Source organism: Aeromonas sp. Y318-1 (genome assembly GCF_027706125.1).
Lineage (GTDB): Bacteria > Pseudomonadota > Gammaproteobacteria > Enterobacterales > Aeromonadaceae > Aeromonas > Aeromonas hydrophila.
The window spans coordinates 141,011-161,091 of the sequence record NZ_JAPDCM010000005.1 but is presented as its reverse complement, the minus strand read 5'-3'; the positions used below and the strand labels follow the sequence as shown (position 1 = coordinate 161,091).

Below are 20,081 nucleotides of genomic sequence, written 5' to 3'. Positions count from 1 at the left end.
TGATAGACTGCCCCCTTTGCACCGAGAGGAGAGCCCCCTGCACGCCCCAGTTCCCTTGCCCCTGCTCAGCCTGCTGCTTTGGCTCGCCCTGTCAGCCCTGCCGCTGCGGGTGCAGGCCGCCCCGACCCCCTCTTCGCCAGCGCCGGCCCGACAGGAATCCGCACCATCCCAGGCCACGCCGGTGCAGACCTTGGCCGAGCCGATACGCATCGGCGTGCTGGCGACCCGCGGCCCGGCCCTGGCCAGAGCCCAGTGGCAACCGCTGCTGCGCTGGCTGGCACAGCACGTGCCCGGCCAGCGCTTCGTGCTGCATCCGCTAGGGCTCGATGAACTGGCCGAGGCCGTCGCCCGCGAGCACCTCGATTTCGTCATCACCAACCCGGGCCAGTCGGTGAGCCTGGCGCGCCAGTATCCGCTGGCCTGGCTCGCCACCCTCAAGAGCCCGGCCGGGGGGGACAACCTCGCCATCGGCGCGGCGCTGGTGGTGCCCGCCCAGGCCCCCTACCGACACTGGTGTGACCTAGAGGGGCAAGCGGTCGCCGCCGTCTCTGAGAACGCCTTCGGCGGCTACCTCGCCTATCGCTTCGAGGCGGGCGAACAGGGGGTCAGGCTGGAGCACTTCTTCTCCACAGTTCAGTTCACCGGCTTTCCATTGGACCGGCTCGTCGAGCGGCTGGCGGCAGGGGAGGTGGCCGCCGCCATCGTGCCGGTGTGCCAGCTCGAGCGCATGGAGCGGGAAGGCAAGGTCGCCAAGGGGGCATATCGGGTGCTGGACGATCAGGCGCCGGCCGGCTTTGGCTGCCAGAGCTCGACCCGGCTCTACCCCAACTGGTCCTTCGCCAAGACAGAGCGGGCCTCCCCCGCCCTGGCGCTGACGGTGACCCGTGCGCTGTTCGATCTGCCCGCTGATAGCGAGGCGGCCATCGCCGCCGATTCGGCGGGCTGGACCGTGCCCACCAGCGAGCTTGCCATCGACCGCCTGCTCAAGGCGCTGTATCGCCACCCGCTACAGGGCCCCTGGTGGCAAGCGGCCTGGCACTGGCTGCGCCAGCATCAACAGTGGGGCTGGGGCGCCCTGGCGCTGGTTCTGCTACTGGGGGGCCACCACCTGCTGCTGCAATACCTGTTCAACCGCAGCCAGCGCCGGCTGCTCAAAGCCCGTCACCAGCTCGAGCAGAAGGGACGCCAGCTGGCACAGGCCAGACGGCTCGCCGAACTGGGCGAGCTGGGCGCCAACGTGGCTCACGAGATCAATCAGCCCCTAAGCGCCATCGCCAACTACAGCCAGGGGGCCTTGTTGCGACTGGACAGATTGGCACAGGATCCGGCCCAGGCTGCCGCCCAGGCCTCCCTGCGTCAGGCCCTGGAGCAGATAGGGCTCCAGGTCCAGCGCATCACCCAGACCGTCAACCGGCTCAGAGCCAGGCTGCAAAAGCGCTCTCCCCGCGTCGCGCCTTACGACCTGCCCACCCTGGTGGCGGAGTTGCGCCCCCTGCTGGAGCAGATGCTGGCGCCGCTCGACGTCGCCTTCACCCTGCACTGGCGGGGCCAGCCGCGCCGGCTCCCTCTGGACGGCACCGGGATAGAGCAGTTGCTGGTCAACCTCATCAAGAATGGCGCCGAGAGTGCGGCGCAGAGGGTAGCGAAGAGGGCGCGCGCCGCTGTTCACTCCCCTACTCACCCCCCTACGCAAGCACCGGCGCAGGCGCCTGCCCGGGTCGAGCTGCTGATCGCCTTCGAGTCACAGAGCCTGCTGCTGGAGATCCGCGACAACGGCGCCGGCCTGAAGGTCCCCGCGACCGAACTGCAGCAGGCGTTTTACAGCGACAAGCCGGATGGCATGGGGCTGGGGCTGGCCATCTGCCGGGAGGTGGTCGAGAGCCATCGCGGCCAGTTCAGTCTGGAGAACCTGAGCCCCCACGGCTGTCTGGCCCGGGTCATTGTGCCCGTGCCGCCACCCGAAACCCTCCCTTCATCCACCGACATGCCGAGGAACTGAGATGCCGCCCCCTGCCCGCCCCCCGCTCTATCTGGTTGACGACGACGAGGCCGTGCTCGACTCCCTGCGCTTCATGCTGGAGAGCTGCGACGAGCGGCAGCTGCTCAGCTTTGCCGATGGCGAGCGCTTTCTGGCCGAGGTCGACCTGTACCAGCCCGCCTGCCTCATCCTCGACTGCCGCATGCCGGGGCTGTCGGGCCCCGAGGTGCAGCAGCGGCTGAAGGCGGCCCAGAGCCCCATCGCCATCCTGTTTCTCACCGGCCACGGCGAGGTGCCGCTGGCGGTGGAGTCCCTCAAGCTGGGGGCAGTGGATTTCTTGCAAAAGCCGGTGCAGCTGGCCCCCCTGCTCGCCGCCATCGCACGGGCCGAGCAGGCGACGCTGAGTGCGGCCACCCGTTTCGCCCAGCTGACTGCCTACCGGCGGCTCACCCCGCGCGAGCACCAGCTGCTGCAGCTCATCGCCCGGGGCCACAAGAACCAGCAGATAGCGCAGGATCTCTGCATCTCGGTGCGCACTGTCGAGGTGTGCCGCGCCAGCCTGATGCGGCGCCTCGAGGTCGATTCCCTGGCCGAGCTGATGCTGCTCTATGCAAACGTCCATTCAGCCCCCTGAGCCAAGCCACTAATCCAGGCCCCTGAGCCGGGCCGGGAGAGTGACCCACTTGCCGGGCCTATGCCCATCCCCCATCGGCCGCACAGGGGATGCCTTTGGCTCAGGGTGCCGGCAAATCTGTGCGCAGGCGCGCTATTCCGGCGCCCGCAACTTGCAGCGCAAATCGGGGTTTGCTAATACTCCGCGTCCATTGGATGAGCATCCCCTTTCGAGATAGTGTGCCGTGGCTTTCGAACAATTCGCGCTCGTGATATCTCTCTTCCAGCAGCTCTGCGTCTATCTGGTGATCGCCTGGCTGCTCTCCAAGACGCCGCTGTTCATGCCGCTGACCCAGGTGACCCTGAGCTGGCCCCACAAGATCCTCTGCTACCTCATCTTCTCCGGCTTCTGCGTGATGGGCACCTACTTTGGCCTGAGAGTCGAGGACTCCATCGCCAACACCCGCGCCATCGGCGCCGTGCTCGGCGGCATCGTCGGCGGCCCGGTGGTGGGGCTGCTGGTAGGGCTCACCGGCGGCATCCATCGCTACTCGCTGGGGGGCTTTACCGCGCTCGCCTGCACCTTCTCCACCATCGCCGAGGGGCTGCTCGGCGGCTTGGTGCATCGCCACTTCGTCGCCCGCCACCGGCTCGACCTGCTGTTCAGCCCCTGGGTAGTGGGATCTGTGGCCCTCATCGCCGAGCTGATGCAGATGGGGATCATATTGCTGGTGGCCCGTCCGTTTGACGACGCCGTCCACCTCATCGAGAACATCATAGCCCCTATGCTGGTGGCCAATACCCTGGGGGCCGCCATGTTCATGCGGATGATCCTCGATCACCGCGCCATGCTGGAGAAGTACTCGGTCGCCTTCTCCGCCCGCGCCCTCAAGATCGCCGAGCGGGCGATGCGGGTGCTGGACAAGGGCTTCACCCAGGAGGCGTGCCAGCAGATGGTGCGCATCCTCTACGAGGAGACAGGGGTGGGCGCGGTGGCCATCACCGATCGGGAGAAACTGCTCGCCTTCATCGGCATCGGCGAGGATCACCACCTGCCGGGCACCGCCATCAACTCGGCCCACACCTTCAAGGCGATCCAGCACAACGAGGTGGTCTATGCCGACGGCAATCTCATCCCCTACAGCTGCAACCTGCATCCCCAGTGTCGGCTCGGCTCCTCGCTGGTCATTCCGCTGCGGGGGGAAGAGGGCTCGGTGGTGGGCACCATCAAGCTCTACGAGCCCAAGCGCAAGTTCTTCTCCTCCATCAACCGCACCCTGGGGGAAGGGATCGCCCGGCTGCTCTCCGGCCAGATCCTGGCCAGCAAGTACAACGAGCAGAAGCGGCTGCTGGCCCAGTCGGAGATCAAGCTGTTGCAGGCCCAGATCAACCCGCACTTCCTGTTCAACGCCCTCAACACCCTGGCGGCGGTGATCCGGCGCGACCCCGAGGATGCCCGCACCCTGGTGCATCACCTCTCCACCTTCTTTCGCAAGAACCTCAAGCGCCAAGGGGACGAGGTGACCCTGGCCGACGAGCTGGAGCACGTGAACGCCTACCTGCACATCGAGCAGGCCCGCTTCGCCGAGCACCTGAGCGTGCAGATCGACATCCCCGATCCGCTGCTGGAGTACCGGCTGCCCACCTTCTCCCTGCAGCCCATCGTCGAGAACGCCATCAAGCACGGCATCTCCCAGATGTTCGAGCCCGGCCGGCTCACCCTGACGGCGCGGCAGGAGGGCGAGCAGCTGGTGCTGGAGGTCTGTGACAACGCCGGCCTCTATCAGACCAGCCGGGAGGAGAGCGGCCTTGGCATGAACATAGTGGACCGGCGCATCAAGGCCCGTTACGGCGCCGAGTACGGGGTCACCATTCACTGCGAGCCCCATCAATCCACCCGGGTGAGGATCACCCTTCCCCTGCAGGAGAGCCCATGCTGACCGCCCTGATCGTCGACGATGAACCCCTCGCCCGCGAGGAGCTGCGGCTGCTGCTGGAGCAGGCGGGCAACATCCGCCTGCTGGGGGAGTGTGCCCATGCCATGGAGGCGCTGCCCGCCATCCATCGCCTCAAACCCGACCTGCTGTTTCTCGACATCCAGATGCCGCGCATCAGCGGGCTGGAGCTGGTGAGCATGCTGGACCCGGACTTGCGTCCCCACATCGTCTTCATCACCGCCTACGACGAGTTTGCCCTGCGCGCGTTCGAGGAGAACGCCCTCGACTACCTGCTCAAACCGGTCACGGCAGAGCGGATGAACAAGGCGCTGGAGCGCATCCAGCGGCTGCTTTCGCCAAAGGGGGAGCTGGCGGGCCAGCCGCTGCCGGATCCGACCCGCATCGCCCAGCCCCTGCGCAGCATCCCCTGCAGCGGCCACAACCGCATCCTGCTGCTGCCCCTTGGCGAGGTGGAGTTCGTCCACAGCGATCTGGCCGGCAACAAGGTGGTGAGCGCCCAGCAGCAGGGCACCACTGAGCTGACCCTGCGCACCCTGGAGGAGAAGACTGGCTTCGTGCGCTGTCACCGCCAGTACCTGCTCAATCCCGGCCAGATCCGCGAGATCCTGCTGCTCGACGGCGGGCTGGCAGAGGTGGTGACCCAGGGCGGCCACAAGGTGCCGGTGAGCCGCCGCTACCTCAAGCCCCTCAAGGAGCTGCTGGAGATCCCCTGAGGAGCGGGCCACTCTCCCCGCTCCTGCTCTGCCCGTTACCACTCACCCGCTTGCCGAGCCCGCCGGCTCATCCCTCAAACCGCTCGGGGCCGCTTTTCTGCCGCTCGCGGGCGGCCCTCTGCCACTGACCTTTTCTGCGCTCCCCTTTCCCCACCGCCTGCGTAGAGTGCAGCCTGAGCCCGGCCAGATTGGCCGCAGGAAAAGGAAACTCCGTCATGCAACACGCAATCACCTTCGTCATTGCGGCCCTCTGCATCCTCGCCATCGCCTATCGCCTCTACGGCGTGTTCTTTGTGCGCAAGGTGCTGATGGCCGACGACAAGCTGGTCACCCCCTCCCACCAGCTGGAAGATGGCAAAAACTATGTACCGACCAACAAGTGGGTCAACTTCGGCCAGCACTTCGCGGCCATCGCCGCCGCCGGCCCGCTGGTGGGCCCGGTCCTGGCGGCCCAGTACGGCTACCTGCCGAGCTTTCTCTGGCTGCTGATCGGCTGCGTCATCGGCGGCGCGGTGCACGACACAGTCGTGCTGTTCGCCTCCATGAAGCATCAGGGCAAGTCCCTCTCCGAGGTGGCCAAGGCCGAGCTCGGCCCCATCGCCGGCTGGTGTACCGGCCTTGCGATGCTGTTCATCATCACCATCACCATGGCGGGTCTCTCCATGGTGGTGGTACACGCGCTGGAGCGTAACGCCTGGGGCGTGTTCGCGGTGTTCATGACCATCCCCATCTCCATGGTGGTGGGGATCTGGCACAAGCTGACCGGCAACCTGCAAGCCGCCTCCTGGGTGGGCTTCATCGCCGTGCTGGCCTGCGTCTTCTTTGGCCCCTACGTGCAAGAGAGCGCCTTCGGTGCCTGGCTGACCCTGCGCGCCGAGACCATCAGTCTGGCGCTACCGGTCTACGCCTTCTTCGCCACCGCGCTGCCAGTCTGGCTGCTGCTCACCCCGCGCGGCTACATCTCCAGCTTCATGAAGATCGGCGTGTTCGGCGCCTTGGTCATCGGCGTCATCTGCATCAACCCCGAGATCCAGTTCCCCGCCATGACCCAGTTCGTCCACGGCGGCGGCCCGGTACTGGGCGGCCCGGTCTGGCCCTTTATCTCAATCACCATCGCCTGTGGCGCCATCTCCGGCTTCCACGCCTTCATCGGCTCCGGCACCACCCCGAAACTGGTGGACAAGTGGAGCGACATTCTGCCGGTCGCCTTCGGTGCCATGCTGGCCGAGTGCGTGGTGGGCGTGATGGCGCTGATCGCCGCCACCGCCCTGCACCCGGCCGACTACTTCGCCATCAACGCCACTCCGGAGGCCTTCGCCAAGCTGGGGATGCAGGTGGTGGACTTGCCGTTCCTCTCCCAGGAGATCGGCATGGACCTGAACGGCCGCACTGGCGGCGCCGTCACCCTGGCGGTGGGCATGTCCTACATCTTCACCAAGGTGCCCTGGTTCAGCAATCTCGCCTCCTACTTCTTCCAGTTCGTGGTGATGTTTGAAGCGGTCTTTATCCTGACGGCCGTTGACTCCGGCACCCGGGTCTCCCGCTACCTGATTCAGGACTTCTTCGGCGAGTTCTACCCGCCCCTCAAGCGCATCGACTGGATGCCGGGCGCCATCGGGGCCAGCGTGCTCGCCTGCGTGATGTGGGGGTATCTGCTGATGTCCGGCGATATCGGCTCGGTGTGGGCGCTGTTCGGGGTCTCGAACCAGCTGATGGCCTCGGTGGGCCTCATCATAGGTGCCACCATCATCCTGCGACTGGCCAGCAAGCGCCGCTACATGCTGACCTGCCTGATCCCGCTGGCCTACCTGTTCGTCACCGTCAACTACGCCGGTTACTGGATGGTCAGCCACGTCTACTTCAACCCCGAAGCCAAGGGCTACAACCTGCTTAACGGCGGTATCTCGCTGCTGATGCTGGGGCTGGGCGCCGTCATCCTGGTGTCAGCCATCCGCAAGTGGATTGAGCTGTGGAAACTGCGCCAGCAACCCGAGTTCCGGATTGCTCCGGCCAGCGCCAGCTGACCCATCCGCTGCAACCACAAACCCCGGCATGCCGGGGTTTGTTGCATCTGGCGGTCAAAAAACGGCCTCATCAGGATACATGGCGCCATCGATCACAGAACCCGAGCAGCGATCGGGCTAGAATGGGGGCTTCCGTCACCCGGCCTGAGCCGGTGACCTCTTCGCGCTTTCACTTATCGAGGACACGCTTCATGGAACTGCTTCTTCTCAGCAACGGCAAAGCCACCGAATGCCCGGGCCTGCTCGGCTGGGCCCGGGATCGGGTGCAGACCCTGCTCGCCCGCAAACAGGTCAAGCGCATCCTGCTCATCCCCTACGCGGTGATCCGCAGTGACTGGGATGCCCGCGCCCTGGAGCTCAGCGAGAGCCTGGGGGTGGAGGCCATCAGCATCCATCAGTTCGATGACCCGGTGGACGCGATCAACCATGCCGACGCCATCTTCATCAGCGGCGGCAACACCTGGCGCCTCAACCAGCTGCTGCACGAAAACGGCCTGGTGGTGCCCATCCAGCGTGCCGTGCGCGAGCGGGGCGTGCCCTATGTGGGCTGGAGCGCCGGTTGCAACGTGGCAACCCCGAGCATCCGCACCACCAACGACATGCCGGTCTGTAGCGCCGCCGTGCTGCCTGCGCTGGGGCTGTTCCCGCTGCAGATCAACCCCCACTATCTGGATGCCAGCATCAGCGGCCACATGGGGGAGACCCGCGACGAGCGCCTGGCCGAGTTCTGCGCCATCAACCCGAGCGAACACGTGGTGGCCCTGCGCGAGGCCAGCCTGCTCCAGGTCAGTGGCGAGCATATCGAATACTGGAGCGCCCGCGGCGAAGGCTTCAAGATCTTCAAACACGCCGAGACCACTCAGGAGTTCAGCACGGCCGCGCCGCTGGCCGAGCTGACGCCGTTTCGCCCGCGCAGCTGAATGGCGCTGACCGGCTGAAAACCCACAGGGGGCGCAGGATGTCGCCCCTGTTTTCGCAATGAAGGGAGGATGAGATGAAGAGCAGGACTGAACACGACAGCTTCGGCGCGATCGCCGTGCCGGCCGATCGGCTGTGGGGGGCCCAGACCCAGCGCTCCCTGCAGCACTTCGACATCTCCGGCGAGCGCCAGCCGATGGCGCTGATCCACGCCCTGGCCCGCATCAAGTCGGCCTGTGCCCGGGTCAACCACGCCAACGGACTGCTGCCCGCCCGCACGGCCCAGGCCATCATGAGTGCCGCCGACGAGATCCTGTGCGGCCAGCATGATGAGGAGTTCCCGCTGCGGGTATGGCAGACCGGCTCCGGCACCCAGACCAACATGAACCTCAACGAGGTGCTGGCCAACCGGGCCAGCGAGCTGCTCGGCGGCACCCGTGGCGAGGGGCGGCTGGTGCACCCCAACGACGAGGTGAACAAGAGCCAGTCGAGCAACGACGTCTTCCCGAGCGCCATGAACCTGGCGGCCGTCACGGCCATCACCCAGCACCTGCTGCCCGCCCTGGCGACCCTGCGCACCACCCTGGCCGGCAAGGCGGCGGCCTTCGACGACATCGTCAAGATCGGCCGCACCCATCTGCAGGATGCCACCCCGCTCACCCTGGGGCAGGAGTTCTCCGGCTGGGTCGCCCAGCTCGAGCAGGGGGAGCGCCATATCCGGGCCGCCCTGCCCCATCTGTGCGAGTTGGCGCTGGGGGGCACCGCCGTCGGCACCGGCCTCAACACCCCGCCCGGCTTCGCCGACGCGGTGGCCGCCACCTTGGCCGAGCAGACCAGCCTGCCGCTGATAAGCGCCCCCAACAAGTTCGAGGCGCTGGCCGCCAGCGATGCCCTGGTCCATGGCCACGGCGCCCTCAAGACGCTGGCCGCCTCCCTCATGAAGATCGCCAACGACGTGCGCTGGCTAGCGAGCGGCCCCCGCAGCGGGCTGGGAGAGCTGCTCATCCCGGAAAACGAGCCAGGCTCCTCCATCATGCCCGGCAAGGTCAACCCGACCCAGTGCGAGGCGCTCACCATGCTATGCGCTCAAGTGATGGGCAACGACGTCGCCATCAACATCGGCGGCGCCAGCGGCAACTTCGAGCTCAACGTGTTCAGGCCGATGATCGCCCACAACTTCCTGCAGAGCTTGCGACTGCTGGCGGACGGCATGCAGAGCTTCCACGACCACTGCGCCGTCGGCATCACCCCGAACCAGCCCCGCATCGACGAGCTGCTGGCCCGCTCCCTGATGCTGGTGACGGCGCTCAACCCCCATATCGGCTATGACAAGGCGGCAGAGATCGCCAAGCGGGCCCACCATGAGGGGCTCAGCCTGCGGGAGGCGGCCATCGCCTCCGGCCACCTGACGGCGCAGCAATTCGATGCCTGGGTGGTGCCGGCCGACATGGTGGGTCGGCGCGGCGGCTGAGCCAGCCCGAAGGGAAACTCGAGATAAAAAAGAAGCCGGACTGCGCCGGCTTCTTTTTTCATCAATGAGTCAGGGTTTGGCAAGCTTGCTCAGGGCATCCAGCTCGCGCTGGGCGGCCAGCAGCTTGGTCTGGGCCTCTTCCAGCTTGGCCTGTTTCTTGGCGATCTTGTCGGGCTTGCCCGTCACCCTGGCGTTTTGCAGCTCGACCAACCGTTCGTTGACCTGCTCCTTGAGCTCGGCCACCCGCTGCTGCTGCTCCTTGAACAAGCCGGCGTCGGTACAGTGAGTCTCGATATTGCGCAGAGCCCGCTCCAGCCCGGCGACCTGATCCGCATTGCCGTGCGCCTTGGCAAACACCAGCTGATCCTTGACGGCCTGCTGGCGCGCCTTGCAGCCAACGGCCTCACTGCCATAGGCCTGGCCGGCCAACAGCAGCATGCTCATTCCGATAACCTTCCACATAACGACCTCGTTCCCCTGTCATGTTTGATGGCCGCCTATCAGACCGTACTCGGCCGGCCGGGTCAAGGCGCGGGCAAACCGCAACGACAGAGTTTGTGCAACATCACGCCAACGGGGTGTCGATGGGCCTACAATGGCTACTTTCATCAAGGAGTCTGTTATGAATCAAGAGATTGTCATCATCGCCAACGGCGCCCCCTATGGCAGCGAATCCCTGTTCAATGCCCTGCGCCTGGCCATCGCCCTGCGCGAACAGGGAGGTGCCAACCTGAAACTGTTTCTGATGTCCGATGCGGTCAGCGCCGCACTGGCAGGCCAGGCTCCGGCCGAGGGCTACAACCTGCGCCAGATGCTGGAGATCCTGCTGGCTCAGGGGATCAGCATCCGCCTTTGCAAGACCTGTACCGATGCCCGTGGCATCACGGCGCTGCCGCTCATCGAGGGGATCGAGGTCGGCACCCTGCCGCTGCTGGCCCAGTGGACACTGGCGGCCGACAAGGTGTTGACCTTCTAGCGGTGCCAGAACCGGGCGCAGGCATTGATCTGCAACAATCCTGCGCCATTTGAAAACCTGTTCACAGCTGTTAATGTCTACACTGTCAGTTAGATAACAACGTGCGCGCTTTCATTTTCGTTCAGGGAACTGCCATGAATCCAACCGAACAGACTCTGCTGGAACAAATGCGGATCACCGAGTTCGAAATCGCTCATCGCAAGGAGCTGTTGCTGCTGGATGAACGGGATTTCGCCCTGCTCGCCAGCTACCGTCCCAAAATCGAGCCCCACATCGACGCCCTGGTCGACAAGTTTTACACCCTGCAGACCGGGATCACCGAAATTGCCCTGCTGATCGGTGACGCCGACACCCTCACTCGGCTGCGGGCCGCCCAGCGCCGCTACATTCTCGACCTGTTCAGCGGCCTGTACGACCTGGAATACGTCAACAACCGGCTGCGGATCGGGCTGGTGCACAAGCGGATTGGGGTGGAGCCCAAGCTCTATCTGGCCGCCATCAACACCCTCAAGGGGCTGCTCATCGAGGATATATTTACCCAGATAGACCATGAGCCGGACCGCATCACCATGCTGACCGCCCTCGACAAGCTGTTCCTGTTCGACATCACCCTGGTGTTTGAGACCTATATCCGCAGCCTGGTGTCGGAGATCGAGTCCTCCAAGGAGAAATCGGAGATCTACGCCAAGTCGCTGGAGGAGAAGGTGCGCGAGCGCACCCAGCAGCTGGAGGAGATGAGCCGGACCGATGCCCTCACCGGCCTGCTCAGCGTGCGCCACCTGCAGGAGAACCTGACCCGCACCCTGCGTACCTGCCAGCGCCGCTCAGAGCCGGTGGTCATCGCCTATCTCGACATCGACGACTTCAAGCAGATCAACGACAGCCAGGGCCATCAACGCGGAGACGAGATCCTGCGCATCGTCGGCGACTGCATTCGCAAGGTCTCACGGGCGGAGGATTGCTGTTTCCGTTACGGCGGGGACGAGTTCTGCCTGATCCTGCCCAACTGCAACGAGGAGCAGGCCAGAGACGTCTACCTGCAGCGGCTGACCAATGCGCTGGCCGAGCAGATCAGTGACGTCACCCTCAGCATCGGTCTGGTACAGACCGGGCCGGTCCAGTTCGACGAGGGCAACAGCCTGATCCGGCTGGCCGACGAGCGCATGTATGCCGCCAAGAAGGCGATGAAGCAGGTCAACCAGAACAGTACCCACTGAGGTTCAATCCTGCCTGACTTGAATCCGTTCCGGGCGCGCAATGCGGGCGCCCCACTCATAGAGCAGGAAGGTAAACAGGCAGAGCACCGCCATCAGCACGTAGAGCGCCTGACCGCCCCACTCGGCAAGGATCCAGCCCCCCAGCAAAGCACCGAGGGCACCACCCAGCCCGGCCAGCGCACCGGCACCGAAGTAGCTCCCCTTCAGGTGCGGGGGCGACATCTGATCGATCAGCACGTTGAGCAGCGGAAACAGTATGGTCTCCCCCACGCTCAGCATCAGTACTGCCCCGACCCAGTGCGACCACTGCTGCGGATCCCCCAGCGCAAACAGCACCTGAGCCCCCAGAAACAGGGTGATGCCGACCTGCAGGCGCACCTTGCCCGGCCAGCGGGCCAGGAGATGCAGCAGGGGAAACTGCAGCAGCACCACGGTCAGGGCGTTGGTGGCCACCAGAAGGGCGATGAGGCTCGCCACCTCTGGCGTCCCGGCCCTAGTCAGATACTGCACCAGCGGTGAGTGGAACTGGGAATAGACCAGGTTCATCAGCAGGTTGGCCAGCACCAGCAGCAAGAAGCCCCGGTCCAGCCACAGCACCTTGATGGCCGCACGCAAGCCCAGCTCGCTGCCGTGGGTCGCCACTACCCTGCTTTGCGCAAATCCCCAGAGGAAGGCAGCCCCCAACAGCAGGTAGCTGCTACTCAGCAGCAGGAAGGTCTGCTGCTGGGCACTGATGCCGAGGGTCACCCCCAGCAGGGGACCGAGAGCCGCCCCCAGGTTGAGCAGGAAGTAACGCAGGTGCAGCGCCAGCTCGCGGGCCTTGGCCGAGGCCAGGCTGTCGGCCATCAGCGCCTTGCCGGGCGCATCGATGAGCCCGGAGGAGAGGCCGCTGCCGAGTACCCCGAGTCCGAGCCAGAACACCGAATGGGAGAAGCCGAGCAGGCCGTAGCAGAGCACGGAGACCAGACAACCCGCCAGCAGGATGTTGCGCCGCCCCAGCTTGTCGGACAGCCAGCCGCCATAGAAGCTGACCAGGGTGGAGATGGCGGCAGTCGCCCCCAGCATGGCGCCGATGGCAGTCGCCGAGAGACCATACTCCCGATAGAGCAAGATGGAGAGAAACGGCCAAACCATGTAATAGCTGGTGCGCACCATGAAGGTGCCCAGGATCACGGTCCAGACCAGGGGAGGAAACTGCCTGAGGAGGGCCCACGACATCACACTGCTCCTTGTTGCCCGTCGCACGGGAAGCATATCGTTATAACAAGAGGTCTCAAAGGAGACAACATCAAGTCACAAATATAAAAAAAGCCGACCCTGAGGTCGGCTTTTTCACGGCTCGGCGGCTTATTCGGCAGCCGGCTCTTCGACGGCGGCAACAGCCGGCTCAGCGGCGGCTTCGGTCGGGGCGTTCGCTTCCTTGATGGAGAGACGCACGCGGCCCTGACGGTCCACTTCCAGAACCTTCACCTTCACTACGTCACCGATCTTCAGATAGTCGGCCACGTTCTGCACGCGTGCATCGGTGATCTGGGAGATGTGCACCAGACCGTCCTTGCCCGGCAGGATGTTGACGAAAGCACCGAAGTCGGCCAGACGGACAACCTTGCCTTCGTAGATGCGGTTCACTTCGATCTCGGCGGTGATGGCCTCGATACGGCGGATCGCTTCCTTGGCGGCATCACCGTCAACGGCGGCGATGCGGACGGTACCGTCATCATCCAGCTCGATGTTGGTGCCGGTCTCTTCGGTCAGGGCACGGATCACGGAGCCACCTTTACCGATCACGTCCTTGATCTTCTCCGGGTTGATCTTAATGGTGTGGATGCGCGGGGCGAAATCGGAGATCTCGGCACGCGGCGCCTGGATGGCTTCGTCCATCACTTTCAGGATGTGCAGGCGAGCACCACGAGCTTGCTTCAGGGCAATCTCCATGATCTCTTTAGTGATGCCTTCGATCTTGATGTCCATCTGCAGCGCGGTCACACCTTCGGTGGTACCGGCAACCTTGAAGTCCATGTCGCCCAGGTGATCTTCGTCACCCAGGATGTCGGACAGCACGACGAAACCTTCTTCTTCCTTCACCAGACCCATGGCGATACCGGCAACGGAGGCCTTGATCGGCACACCAGCGTCCATCAGCGCCAGGGAGGAACCACAGACGGAGGCCATGGAGGAGGAGCCGTTGGATTCGGTGATTTCAGATACCACACGTACCACGTACGGGAACTCGTCGGCGCTCGGCATCACGGCAGCAACGCCGCGCTTGGCCAGACGACCGTGACCGATTTCACGACGTTTCGGGCTACCCATCATGCCGGTCTCACCGACGCAGTATGGCGGGAAGTTATAGTGCAGCATGAAGCGATCGGCGCGGTTGCCGGTCAGCTCGTCGATGTTCTGGGCGTCACGCTCGGTGCCCAGGGTGGCAACGACCATGGCCTGAGTTTCACCACGGGTGAACAGGGCGGAGCCGTGGGCACGCGGCAGTACACCGGTGGCGACGGACAGGGCGCGGATCATCTCCGGATCACGACCATCGATGCGCGGCTCGCCACGGACGACGCGACCACGGACGATGCGGCTTTCCAGGCTGTGGAACTCTTCGCCGATCTTCTTGGCATCTTCTTCCACGCCGGAAGCGATCACTTGCTCCACCACACGAGCCTTGATGGCACCGATGGTTTCGTAACGCACGGCTTTCTCGGTGATGCGGTAGGCTTCACCCAGCTCAGCTGTCGCCAGCTCGGCAACCTTGGCTTTCAGCGCTTCGTTGACGGCAGGAGCAGTCCAGTTCCACGGCTTGGTGCCGACGTCGGCAGCGAATTCGTTGATGGCATTGATAACGGCCTGCATCTGCTCGTGACCGAACACCACGGCACCCAGCATCACCTCTTCGGAGAGGATGGCCGCTTCGGATTCAACCATCAGCACGGCGTTGGCGGTACCGGCAACTACCAGGTCCAGATCGCTCTGCGGCAGTTCGGTAGTGGTCGGGTTCAGCACGTACTGGCCGTTCATGTAACCTACGCGGGCTGCACCGATCGGGCCACCGAACGGGATGCCGGAGATGGCCAGCGCCGCGGAGGCACCGATCATGGCAACGATGTCGGGAGAAACGGCCGGGTTCACGGACATGACGGTGGCAACCACCTGAACCTCATTGAGGAAGCCTTCCGGGAACAGCGGACGAATAGGACGGTCGATCAGACGGGAGATCAGGGTCTCGCCTTCGCTCGGACGGCCTTCACGACGGAAGAAACCACCCGGGATACGACCAGCAGCATAGGTACGCTCCTGGTAGTTGACGGTCAGCGGGAAGAAATCACGGCCGTGATCGGCCTCTTTCTTGCCAACTACGGTCACAAATACGCAGGTATCGTCCATGCTGACCATGACGGCCGCAGTGGCTTGACGGGCCATCACTCCGGTTTCCAGAGTGACGGTGTGTTGACCGTACTGGAATGACTTTACAATAGGATTCACGTGAATTTCCTTTTTACAATTTGGCGCTTTAAATTCGCGTGCAAGTATACTTGATTCGATGCAAAAGGTAAGCAGCGACACAAATTCTGTGAGGGCGGCAACAGCCTGACGCGCAATAAAAAAGGGGAACCCGGAGGTTCCCCTTTTTCGCGAAATCTGATGGTCGATTAACGACGCAGACCCAGCTTGGCGATCAGAGCAGCGTAACGCTGAACGTCTTTACGCTTCAGGTAGTCCAGCAGCTTACGACGCTGGGAAACCATGCGCAGCAGACCGCGACGACCGTGGTGATCCTTGGAGTGCTCCTTGAAGTGACCTTGCAGATGGTTGATCTGGGCAGTCAGCAGGGCAACTTGCACTTCGGGGGAACCAGTGTCGTTGGCGCAACGAGCGTTGTCAGCAACGATTTGAGCTTTGATCTCAGCATTTAGAGACATGGTATTACTCCAGTAGAGTGTTTAAAGGTTCACAGCCAATCTCTAATTCAGCCGTGAAATGAGGGCGGTATCATAATCGTCCCCGTCACTTTACGCAACGGGAAAGCGCCACAACGGCCAACACGCATCGATACCGCCTGAGGATCACTCCTCGTCGTGTTCGTCGTGATAACGCACCAGACGCTTGGGCGCCACGCGCCCCTCATCGTCGATCTCGCCTACGCCGATGAACTCGCGCTCCGGACCGACCGTCATGCGTACCTGACCGCTCTGCGGCGCCCCGGCGACCTGCACGGCCTGGCCCTGATTCACATAGGCAGCCACGGCGGCCAGCATGTTCACCTCGGGCAGGCTTGCCACGGCGGTGTCCATCGGCAGCAGCAGCGGATCCAGCTGCTCGCGCGGCGGAATGCTTTCGGCCTTGGCCTGCTCGAAGATGCACTCGAGCTGTTCCAGGGTCAGCATCCGCTCATAGGGATAGCTGGCCACCTGAGTACGGCGCAACTGGGTGACGTGCGCGCCGCAGCCCAGCACCTCCCCCAGATCGTCCACCAGGGAGCGGATGTAGGTGCCCTTGCTGCAGTGCACCTCCAGCTTGACCTCGTCCCCTTCAAAGCTGATGAGCTTGAGCTCGAACACCGTGATGGGGCGGGCTTCCCGCTCGATCTCGATGCCTTCGCGGGCGTACTCGTAGAGCGGGCGACCGTTGTGCTTGAGGGCGGAGTACATGGACGGCACCTGCATGATGGGGCCGCGGAACTGGTCCAGCGACTCGATCAGAGTACCCACGGCCACGTTCACCGGCCGGGTGGAGACCACCTCGCCATCGGAGTCGCTGGTATTGGTGCGCTCGCCCAGCTTGGCGGTCACTTCGTAGCGCTTGTCCGCTTCCAGCAGATACTGGGAGAACTTGGTGGCTTCGCCGAGGCAGATCGGCAGCATGCCGGTTGCCAGCGGGTCCAGGGCACCGGTGTGGCCAGCCTTGGCGGCGTTGTAGATCCGCTTGACCTTCTGCAACACATCGTTGGAGGTCAGCCCGGTCGGCTTGTCCAGCAGCAGGATACCGTGCACGTCACGGCCCTTGAAACGACGTCTACGAGACATCTCAGGCGTTATCCTCAGTAGTTTCATCCGGCGCGGCATCGTCTTCTTCACGACCTGATTCGGCCATGCGACGCTTGTCTTCACGGATGGTGTTGGTCACCAGGTTGGAGAGACGCATCCCCTCGACCAGGGTCTGGTCGTAGAAGAAACGCAGCTCGGGCACCACGCGCAGGCGCATGGCGCTGCCCAGCAGGCTGCGGATGTAGCCAGCGGCTTCCGTCAGCGCCTTGAGCCCTTCCTTGATGCGTTCGGCATCATTTTCCAGCTGCAAGAAGGTGACATACACCTTGGCGTAATTGAGGTCACGGGACACTTCCACATCGGAAACGGTCACCATGCCGATGCGCGGATCCTTGACCTCGCGCTGCAGAATGAGCGCGATTTCACGCTGGATCTGCTGTCCGACCCGACGGGTCCGGCTAAATTCTCTGGCCATATTCTATCCTGCGATAAAAGGGGGCCGCGGCCCCCTATTTAATCTGACTCCAGCCTTACAGAGTCCGTTGAATTTCAACGGTCTCGTAAACTTCGATCTGGTCGCCTTCGCGTACGTCGTTGTAGTTCTTGACCGCGATACCACACTCGTAGCCGTTCTTGACTTCGTTGACGTCATCCTTGAAGCGACGCAGGGATTCCAGCTCGCCTTCATAGATAACCACGTTGTCACGCAGAACGCGAATGCGGTTGGAACGCTTGACCACACCTTCGGTGACCATACAGCCGGCCACGGCACCAAACTTCGGTGACTTGAACACGCTGCGCACTTCGGCCAGACCGATGATTTCCTGACGGTACTCGGGGGCCAGCATGCCGCTCATGGCCTGCTTCACTTCGTCGATCAGGTCATAGATGACGGAGTAGTAACGCAGATCCAGACTCTCGGCCTCGATGACCTTGCGTGCAGAGGCATCGGCACGGACGTTGAAGCCCACCAGGATGGCGCTGGACGCGGCAGCCAGGGTAGCGTCGGTCTCGGTGATACCACCCACGCCGGAACCCACGATCTTCACCTTCACTTCGTCGGTGGAGAGCTTGACCAGGGCATCGCAGATCGCTTCCACGGAACCCTGTACGTCGGCCTTGATCACCACGTTCACTTCGGACACTTCGCCCTCGGTCATGTTGGCGAACATGTTTTCCAGCTTGGCCTTCTGCTGGCGAGCCAGCTTGACTTCGCGGAACTTGCCTTGACGGTAGAGCGCCACTTCACGGGCTTTCTTCTCGTCACGCACGACAGTGGCTTCGTCACCGGCAGAGGGAACGCCGGACAGGCCGAGGATTTCCACCGGCAGGGACGGACCCGCTTCCTTGATCTCGCGACCCAGCTCGTCACGCATGGCACGGACACGACCATATTCCAGGCCGCACAGCACGATGTCGCCCTGACGCAGGGTACCTTCTTGTACCAGCACGGTAGCAACCGGGCCACGACCCTTGTCCAGGAAGGACTCGATCACGACGCCGTTGGCCATGCCGTCAACCACGGCTTTCAGCTCCAGTACTTCGGACTGGATCAGGATGGCTTCCAGCAGGTCATCGATGCCCTGGCCGGATTTGGCGGAGACATGGACGAACTGGCAATCGCCACCCCAGTCTTCGGACATGACGTTGTAACGGGCCAGCTCGGTCTTGACGCGATCCGGATCTGCTTCCGGCTTGTCGATCTTGTTGACCGCCACCACCAAGGGCACTTCAGCGGCCTTGGCGTGCTGGATGGCTTCGATGGTTTGCGGCATCACGCCATCATCGGCAGCAACGACCAGCACCACGATATCGGTGGCCTTGGCACCACGAGCACGCATGGAGGTAAACGCCGCGTGACCCGGGGTATCCAGGAAGGTGATCATGCCACTGTCGGTTTCGACGTGGTAAGCACCGATATGCTGGGTAATACCACCGGCTTCGCCCGCGGCGACCTTGGCCTTGCGGATGTAGTCCAGCAGCGAGGTCTTGCCGTGGTCGACGTGACCCATGATGGTCACGACCGGCGCGCGCGGCTTGGCTTCGGAGGTCTCGTCACGATCGGACAGTACCGCCTCTTCCAGCTCGTTCTCGCGGCGCAGCACCACCTTGTGACCCATCTCCTCGGCGACCAGCTGAGCGGTCTCCTGGTCGATCACCTGGTTGATGGTGGCCATGGCCCCCATCTTCATCATCACCTTGATGACTTCAACGCCCTTGACGGCCATCTTGTTGGCCAGGTCGGCCACAGTGATGGTCTCGCCGATCACCACGTCGCGGTTCACCGCGGCCGCCGGCTTGTTGAAGCCGTGCTTCATGGCGTTCGGAGTGGCAACCTTGCCACGCTTGCCCTTGCGAGCACGCGGGTTGCGCGCATCGCGATCGTCTTCACGACGACCGGCCTTTTTCGGGCCCTTGGCAGCAGCGGCAGTGCGGCGGCTGGTCTCTTCCTTACGATCCAACTCATCTTCAGCCGCCTGAGCGTGCTTGTTGGTGGTCAGATGGTAATCGCTGCTCTCTTTGGCGCGAGCGGCTTCTTCTTCAGCCCAGCGGGCTGCGTTCTGTTCCGCCATGACACGAGCCTCTTCGGCTTTCTTCGCGGCGAGTTCCTCAGCCTTGGTCAAGGCTGCTTGTTCTTGTTGGCGCTTCAGTTCTTCTGCTTCGCGCTTGGCCATCTTTTCTGCCTCTTGCTGAGCTGTGCTACCGGCTGCTTTGGCGGGCTGTTGAGCCTGTCGAGCCTTTTGTTGTGCCTCGATCCGCGCCTTTTCCTCAGCTTCACGACGAGCCTGCTCAGCCTCACGGCGAGCCTTCTCTTCAGCGTCGAGACGGGCCTTCTCTTCGGCCTCGCGACGAGCTTTTTCTTCTGCTTCCAAACGCGCTGTTTCCTCGGCTTCCGCCTGGCGCTGTTCATCTTCCAGCGCCGAACGTCTTACATAGGTGCGAGACTTGCGCACTTCTACCTGCACTTCCTTGTTCTTGCCGCCAGTCCCCTGAACACTGATGGTGCTCTTGGTCTTGCGCTGCAAGGTCATGCGGGCAGGTGCGGCGACCTCGTCACCTCCATGCTGTTTCTTCAGATGGGCCAGCAGTGTCTGTTTCTCAGACTCGCTGACCATGTCGTCGGCCTTGCTCTTGCTGATACCGGCATCGACAAACTGCTGGAGAAGACGATCAACCGGTGTGTCGATGTCAGTGGCAAGTTGTTTGACTGATACTTCTGCCATTC

The 20,081-nt window shown here is 63.4% G+C and carries 16 protein-coding genes; 9 read left to right on the top strand and 7 right to left on the bottom strand.

The genetic code is table 11. From position 1 onward, the window contains the following. Positions 1-55: 55 nt before the first annotated feature. The 7 genes from OKB87_RS09565 (at position 56) to fumC (ending at position 9,674) form a co-directional block, all read left to right on the top strand. Entirely contained in the window at positions 56-1,999 is a 1,944-nt protein-coding gene (locus tag OKB87_RS09565) for a sensor histidine kinase (RefSeq protein WP_270827242.1), read from the top strand. 1 nt (position 2,000) lies between these two features. Continuing rightward, entirely contained in the window at positions 2,001-2,612 is a 612-nt protein-coding gene (locus OKB87_RS09560) for a response regulator transcription factor (protein ID WP_270827241.1), read from the top strand. Between the two features lie 223 nt (positions 2,613-2,835). Then, positions 2,836-4,530 (top strand): sensor histidine kinase, encoded by a 1,695-nt coding sequence (locus tag OKB87_RS09555; protein WP_270827239.1) that lies wholly within the window; start codon positions 2,836-2,838, stop codon positions 4,528-4,530. Then, on the top strand, positions 4,524-5,261 hold the full coding sequence (btsR, locus tag OKB87_RS09550) for a two-component system response regulator BtsR (RefSeq protein WP_024944259.1): 738 nt from the start codon (positions 4,524-4,526) through the stop codon (positions 5,259-5,261). Before OKB87_RS09555 ends, btsR begins: the two co-directional genes overlap by 7 nt. Before the next feature lie 215 nt (positions 5,262-5,476). Continuing rightward, on the top strand, positions 5,477-7,285 hold the full coding sequence (locus OKB87_RS09545) for a carbon starvation CstA family protein (protein WP_024944260.1): 1,809 nt from the start codon (positions 5,477-5,479) through the stop codon (positions 7,283-7,285). Between the two features lie 191 nt (positions 7,286-7,476). Further along, positions 7,477-8,205: a dipeptidase PepE gene (gene pepE, locus OKB87_RS09540; protein WP_016351712.1), complete on the top strand. Its 729-nt coding sequence runs from the start codon at positions 7,477-7,479 to the stop codon at positions 8,203-8,205. 74 nt (positions 8,206-8,279) lie between these two features. Continuing rightward, positions 8,280-9,674 (top strand): class II fumarate hydratase, encoded by a 1,395-nt coding sequence (fumC, locus tag OKB87_RS09535; protein WP_270827238.1) that lies wholly within the window; start codon positions 8,280-8,282, stop codon positions 9,672-9,674. A 69-nt stretch (positions 9,675-9,743) separates the two neighbouring features. On the opposite strand, the gene OKB87_RS09530 is transcribed toward fumC, so the two are convergent. Continuing rightward, positions 9,744-10,118, bottom strand: coding sequence for a DUF1090 domain-containing protein (locus OKB87_RS09530; RefSeq protein WP_045789162.1), 375 nt, complete (start codon positions 10,116-10,118; stop codon positions 9,744-9,746). 178 nt (positions 10,119-10,296) lie between these two features. Between OKB87_RS09530 and OKB87_RS09525 the strand changes: the two genes are divergently transcribed. Together OKB87_RS09525 and OKB87_RS09520 are read left to right on the top strand one after the other, a co-directional pair. After that, complete coding sequence (locus tag OKB87_RS09525; protein ID WP_049048204.1) at positions 10,297-10,650, top strand: DsrE/DsrF/TusD sulfur relay family protein; 354 nt, start codon at positions 10,297-10,299, stop codon at positions 10,648-10,650. 134 nt (positions 10,651-10,784) lie between these two features. Further along, complete coding sequence (locus OKB87_RS09520; RefSeq protein ID WP_016351715.1) at positions 10,785-11,867, top strand: protoglobin domain-containing protein; 1,083 nt, start codon at positions 10,785-10,787, stop codon at positions 11,865-11,867. Between the two features lie 3 nt (positions 11,868-11,870). Here OKB87_RS09520 and OKB87_RS09515 read toward each other — a convergent pair whose 3' ends face one another. The 6 genes from OKB87_RS09515 to infB all read right to left on the bottom strand — a co-directional run bounded on the left by OKB87_RS09515 (position 11,871) and on the right by infB (position 20,079). Further along, positions 11,871-13,085: an MFS transporter gene (locus OKB87_RS09515; protein WP_270827236.1), complete on the bottom strand. Its 1,215-nt coding sequence runs from the start codon at positions 13,083-13,085 to the stop codon at positions 11,871-11,873. Between the two features lie 129 nt (positions 13,086-13,214). After that, positions 13,215-15,353: a polyribonucleotide nucleotidyltransferase gene (gene pnp, locus OKB87_RS09510; RefSeq protein WP_011707071.1), complete on the bottom strand. Its 2,139-nt coding sequence runs from the start codon at positions 15,351-15,353 to the stop codon at positions 13,215-13,217. A 167-nt stretch (positions 15,354-15,520) separates the two neighbouring features. Beyond that, complete coding sequence (gene rpsO / locus OKB87_RS09505) at positions 15,521-15,790, bottom strand: 30S ribosomal protein S15 (protein WP_005298162.1); 270 nt, start codon at positions 15,788-15,790, stop codon at positions 15,521-15,523. A gap of 144 nt (positions 15,791-15,934) precedes the next feature. Further along, positions 15,935-16,894 (bottom strand): tRNA pseudouridine(55) synthase TruB, encoded by a 960-nt coding sequence (truB, locus tag OKB87_RS09500; RefSeq protein WP_016351717.1) that lies wholly within the window; start codon positions 16,892-16,894, stop codon positions 15,935-15,937. A gap of 1 nt (position 16,895) precedes the next feature. Further along, positions 16,896-17,330, bottom strand: coding sequence for a 30S ribosome-binding factor RbfA (rbfA, locus tag OKB87_RS09495; protein WP_011707073.1), 435 nt, complete (start codon positions 17,328-17,330; stop codon positions 16,896-16,898). Between the two features lie 55 nt (positions 17,331-17,385). Next, positions 17,386-20,079 (bottom strand): translation initiation factor IF-2, encoded by a 2,694-nt coding sequence (gene infB, locus OKB87_RS09490; protein ID WP_016351718.1) that lies wholly within the window; start codon positions 20,077-20,079, stop codon positions 17,386-17,388. Positions 20,080-20,081 lie beyond the last annotated feature (2 nt).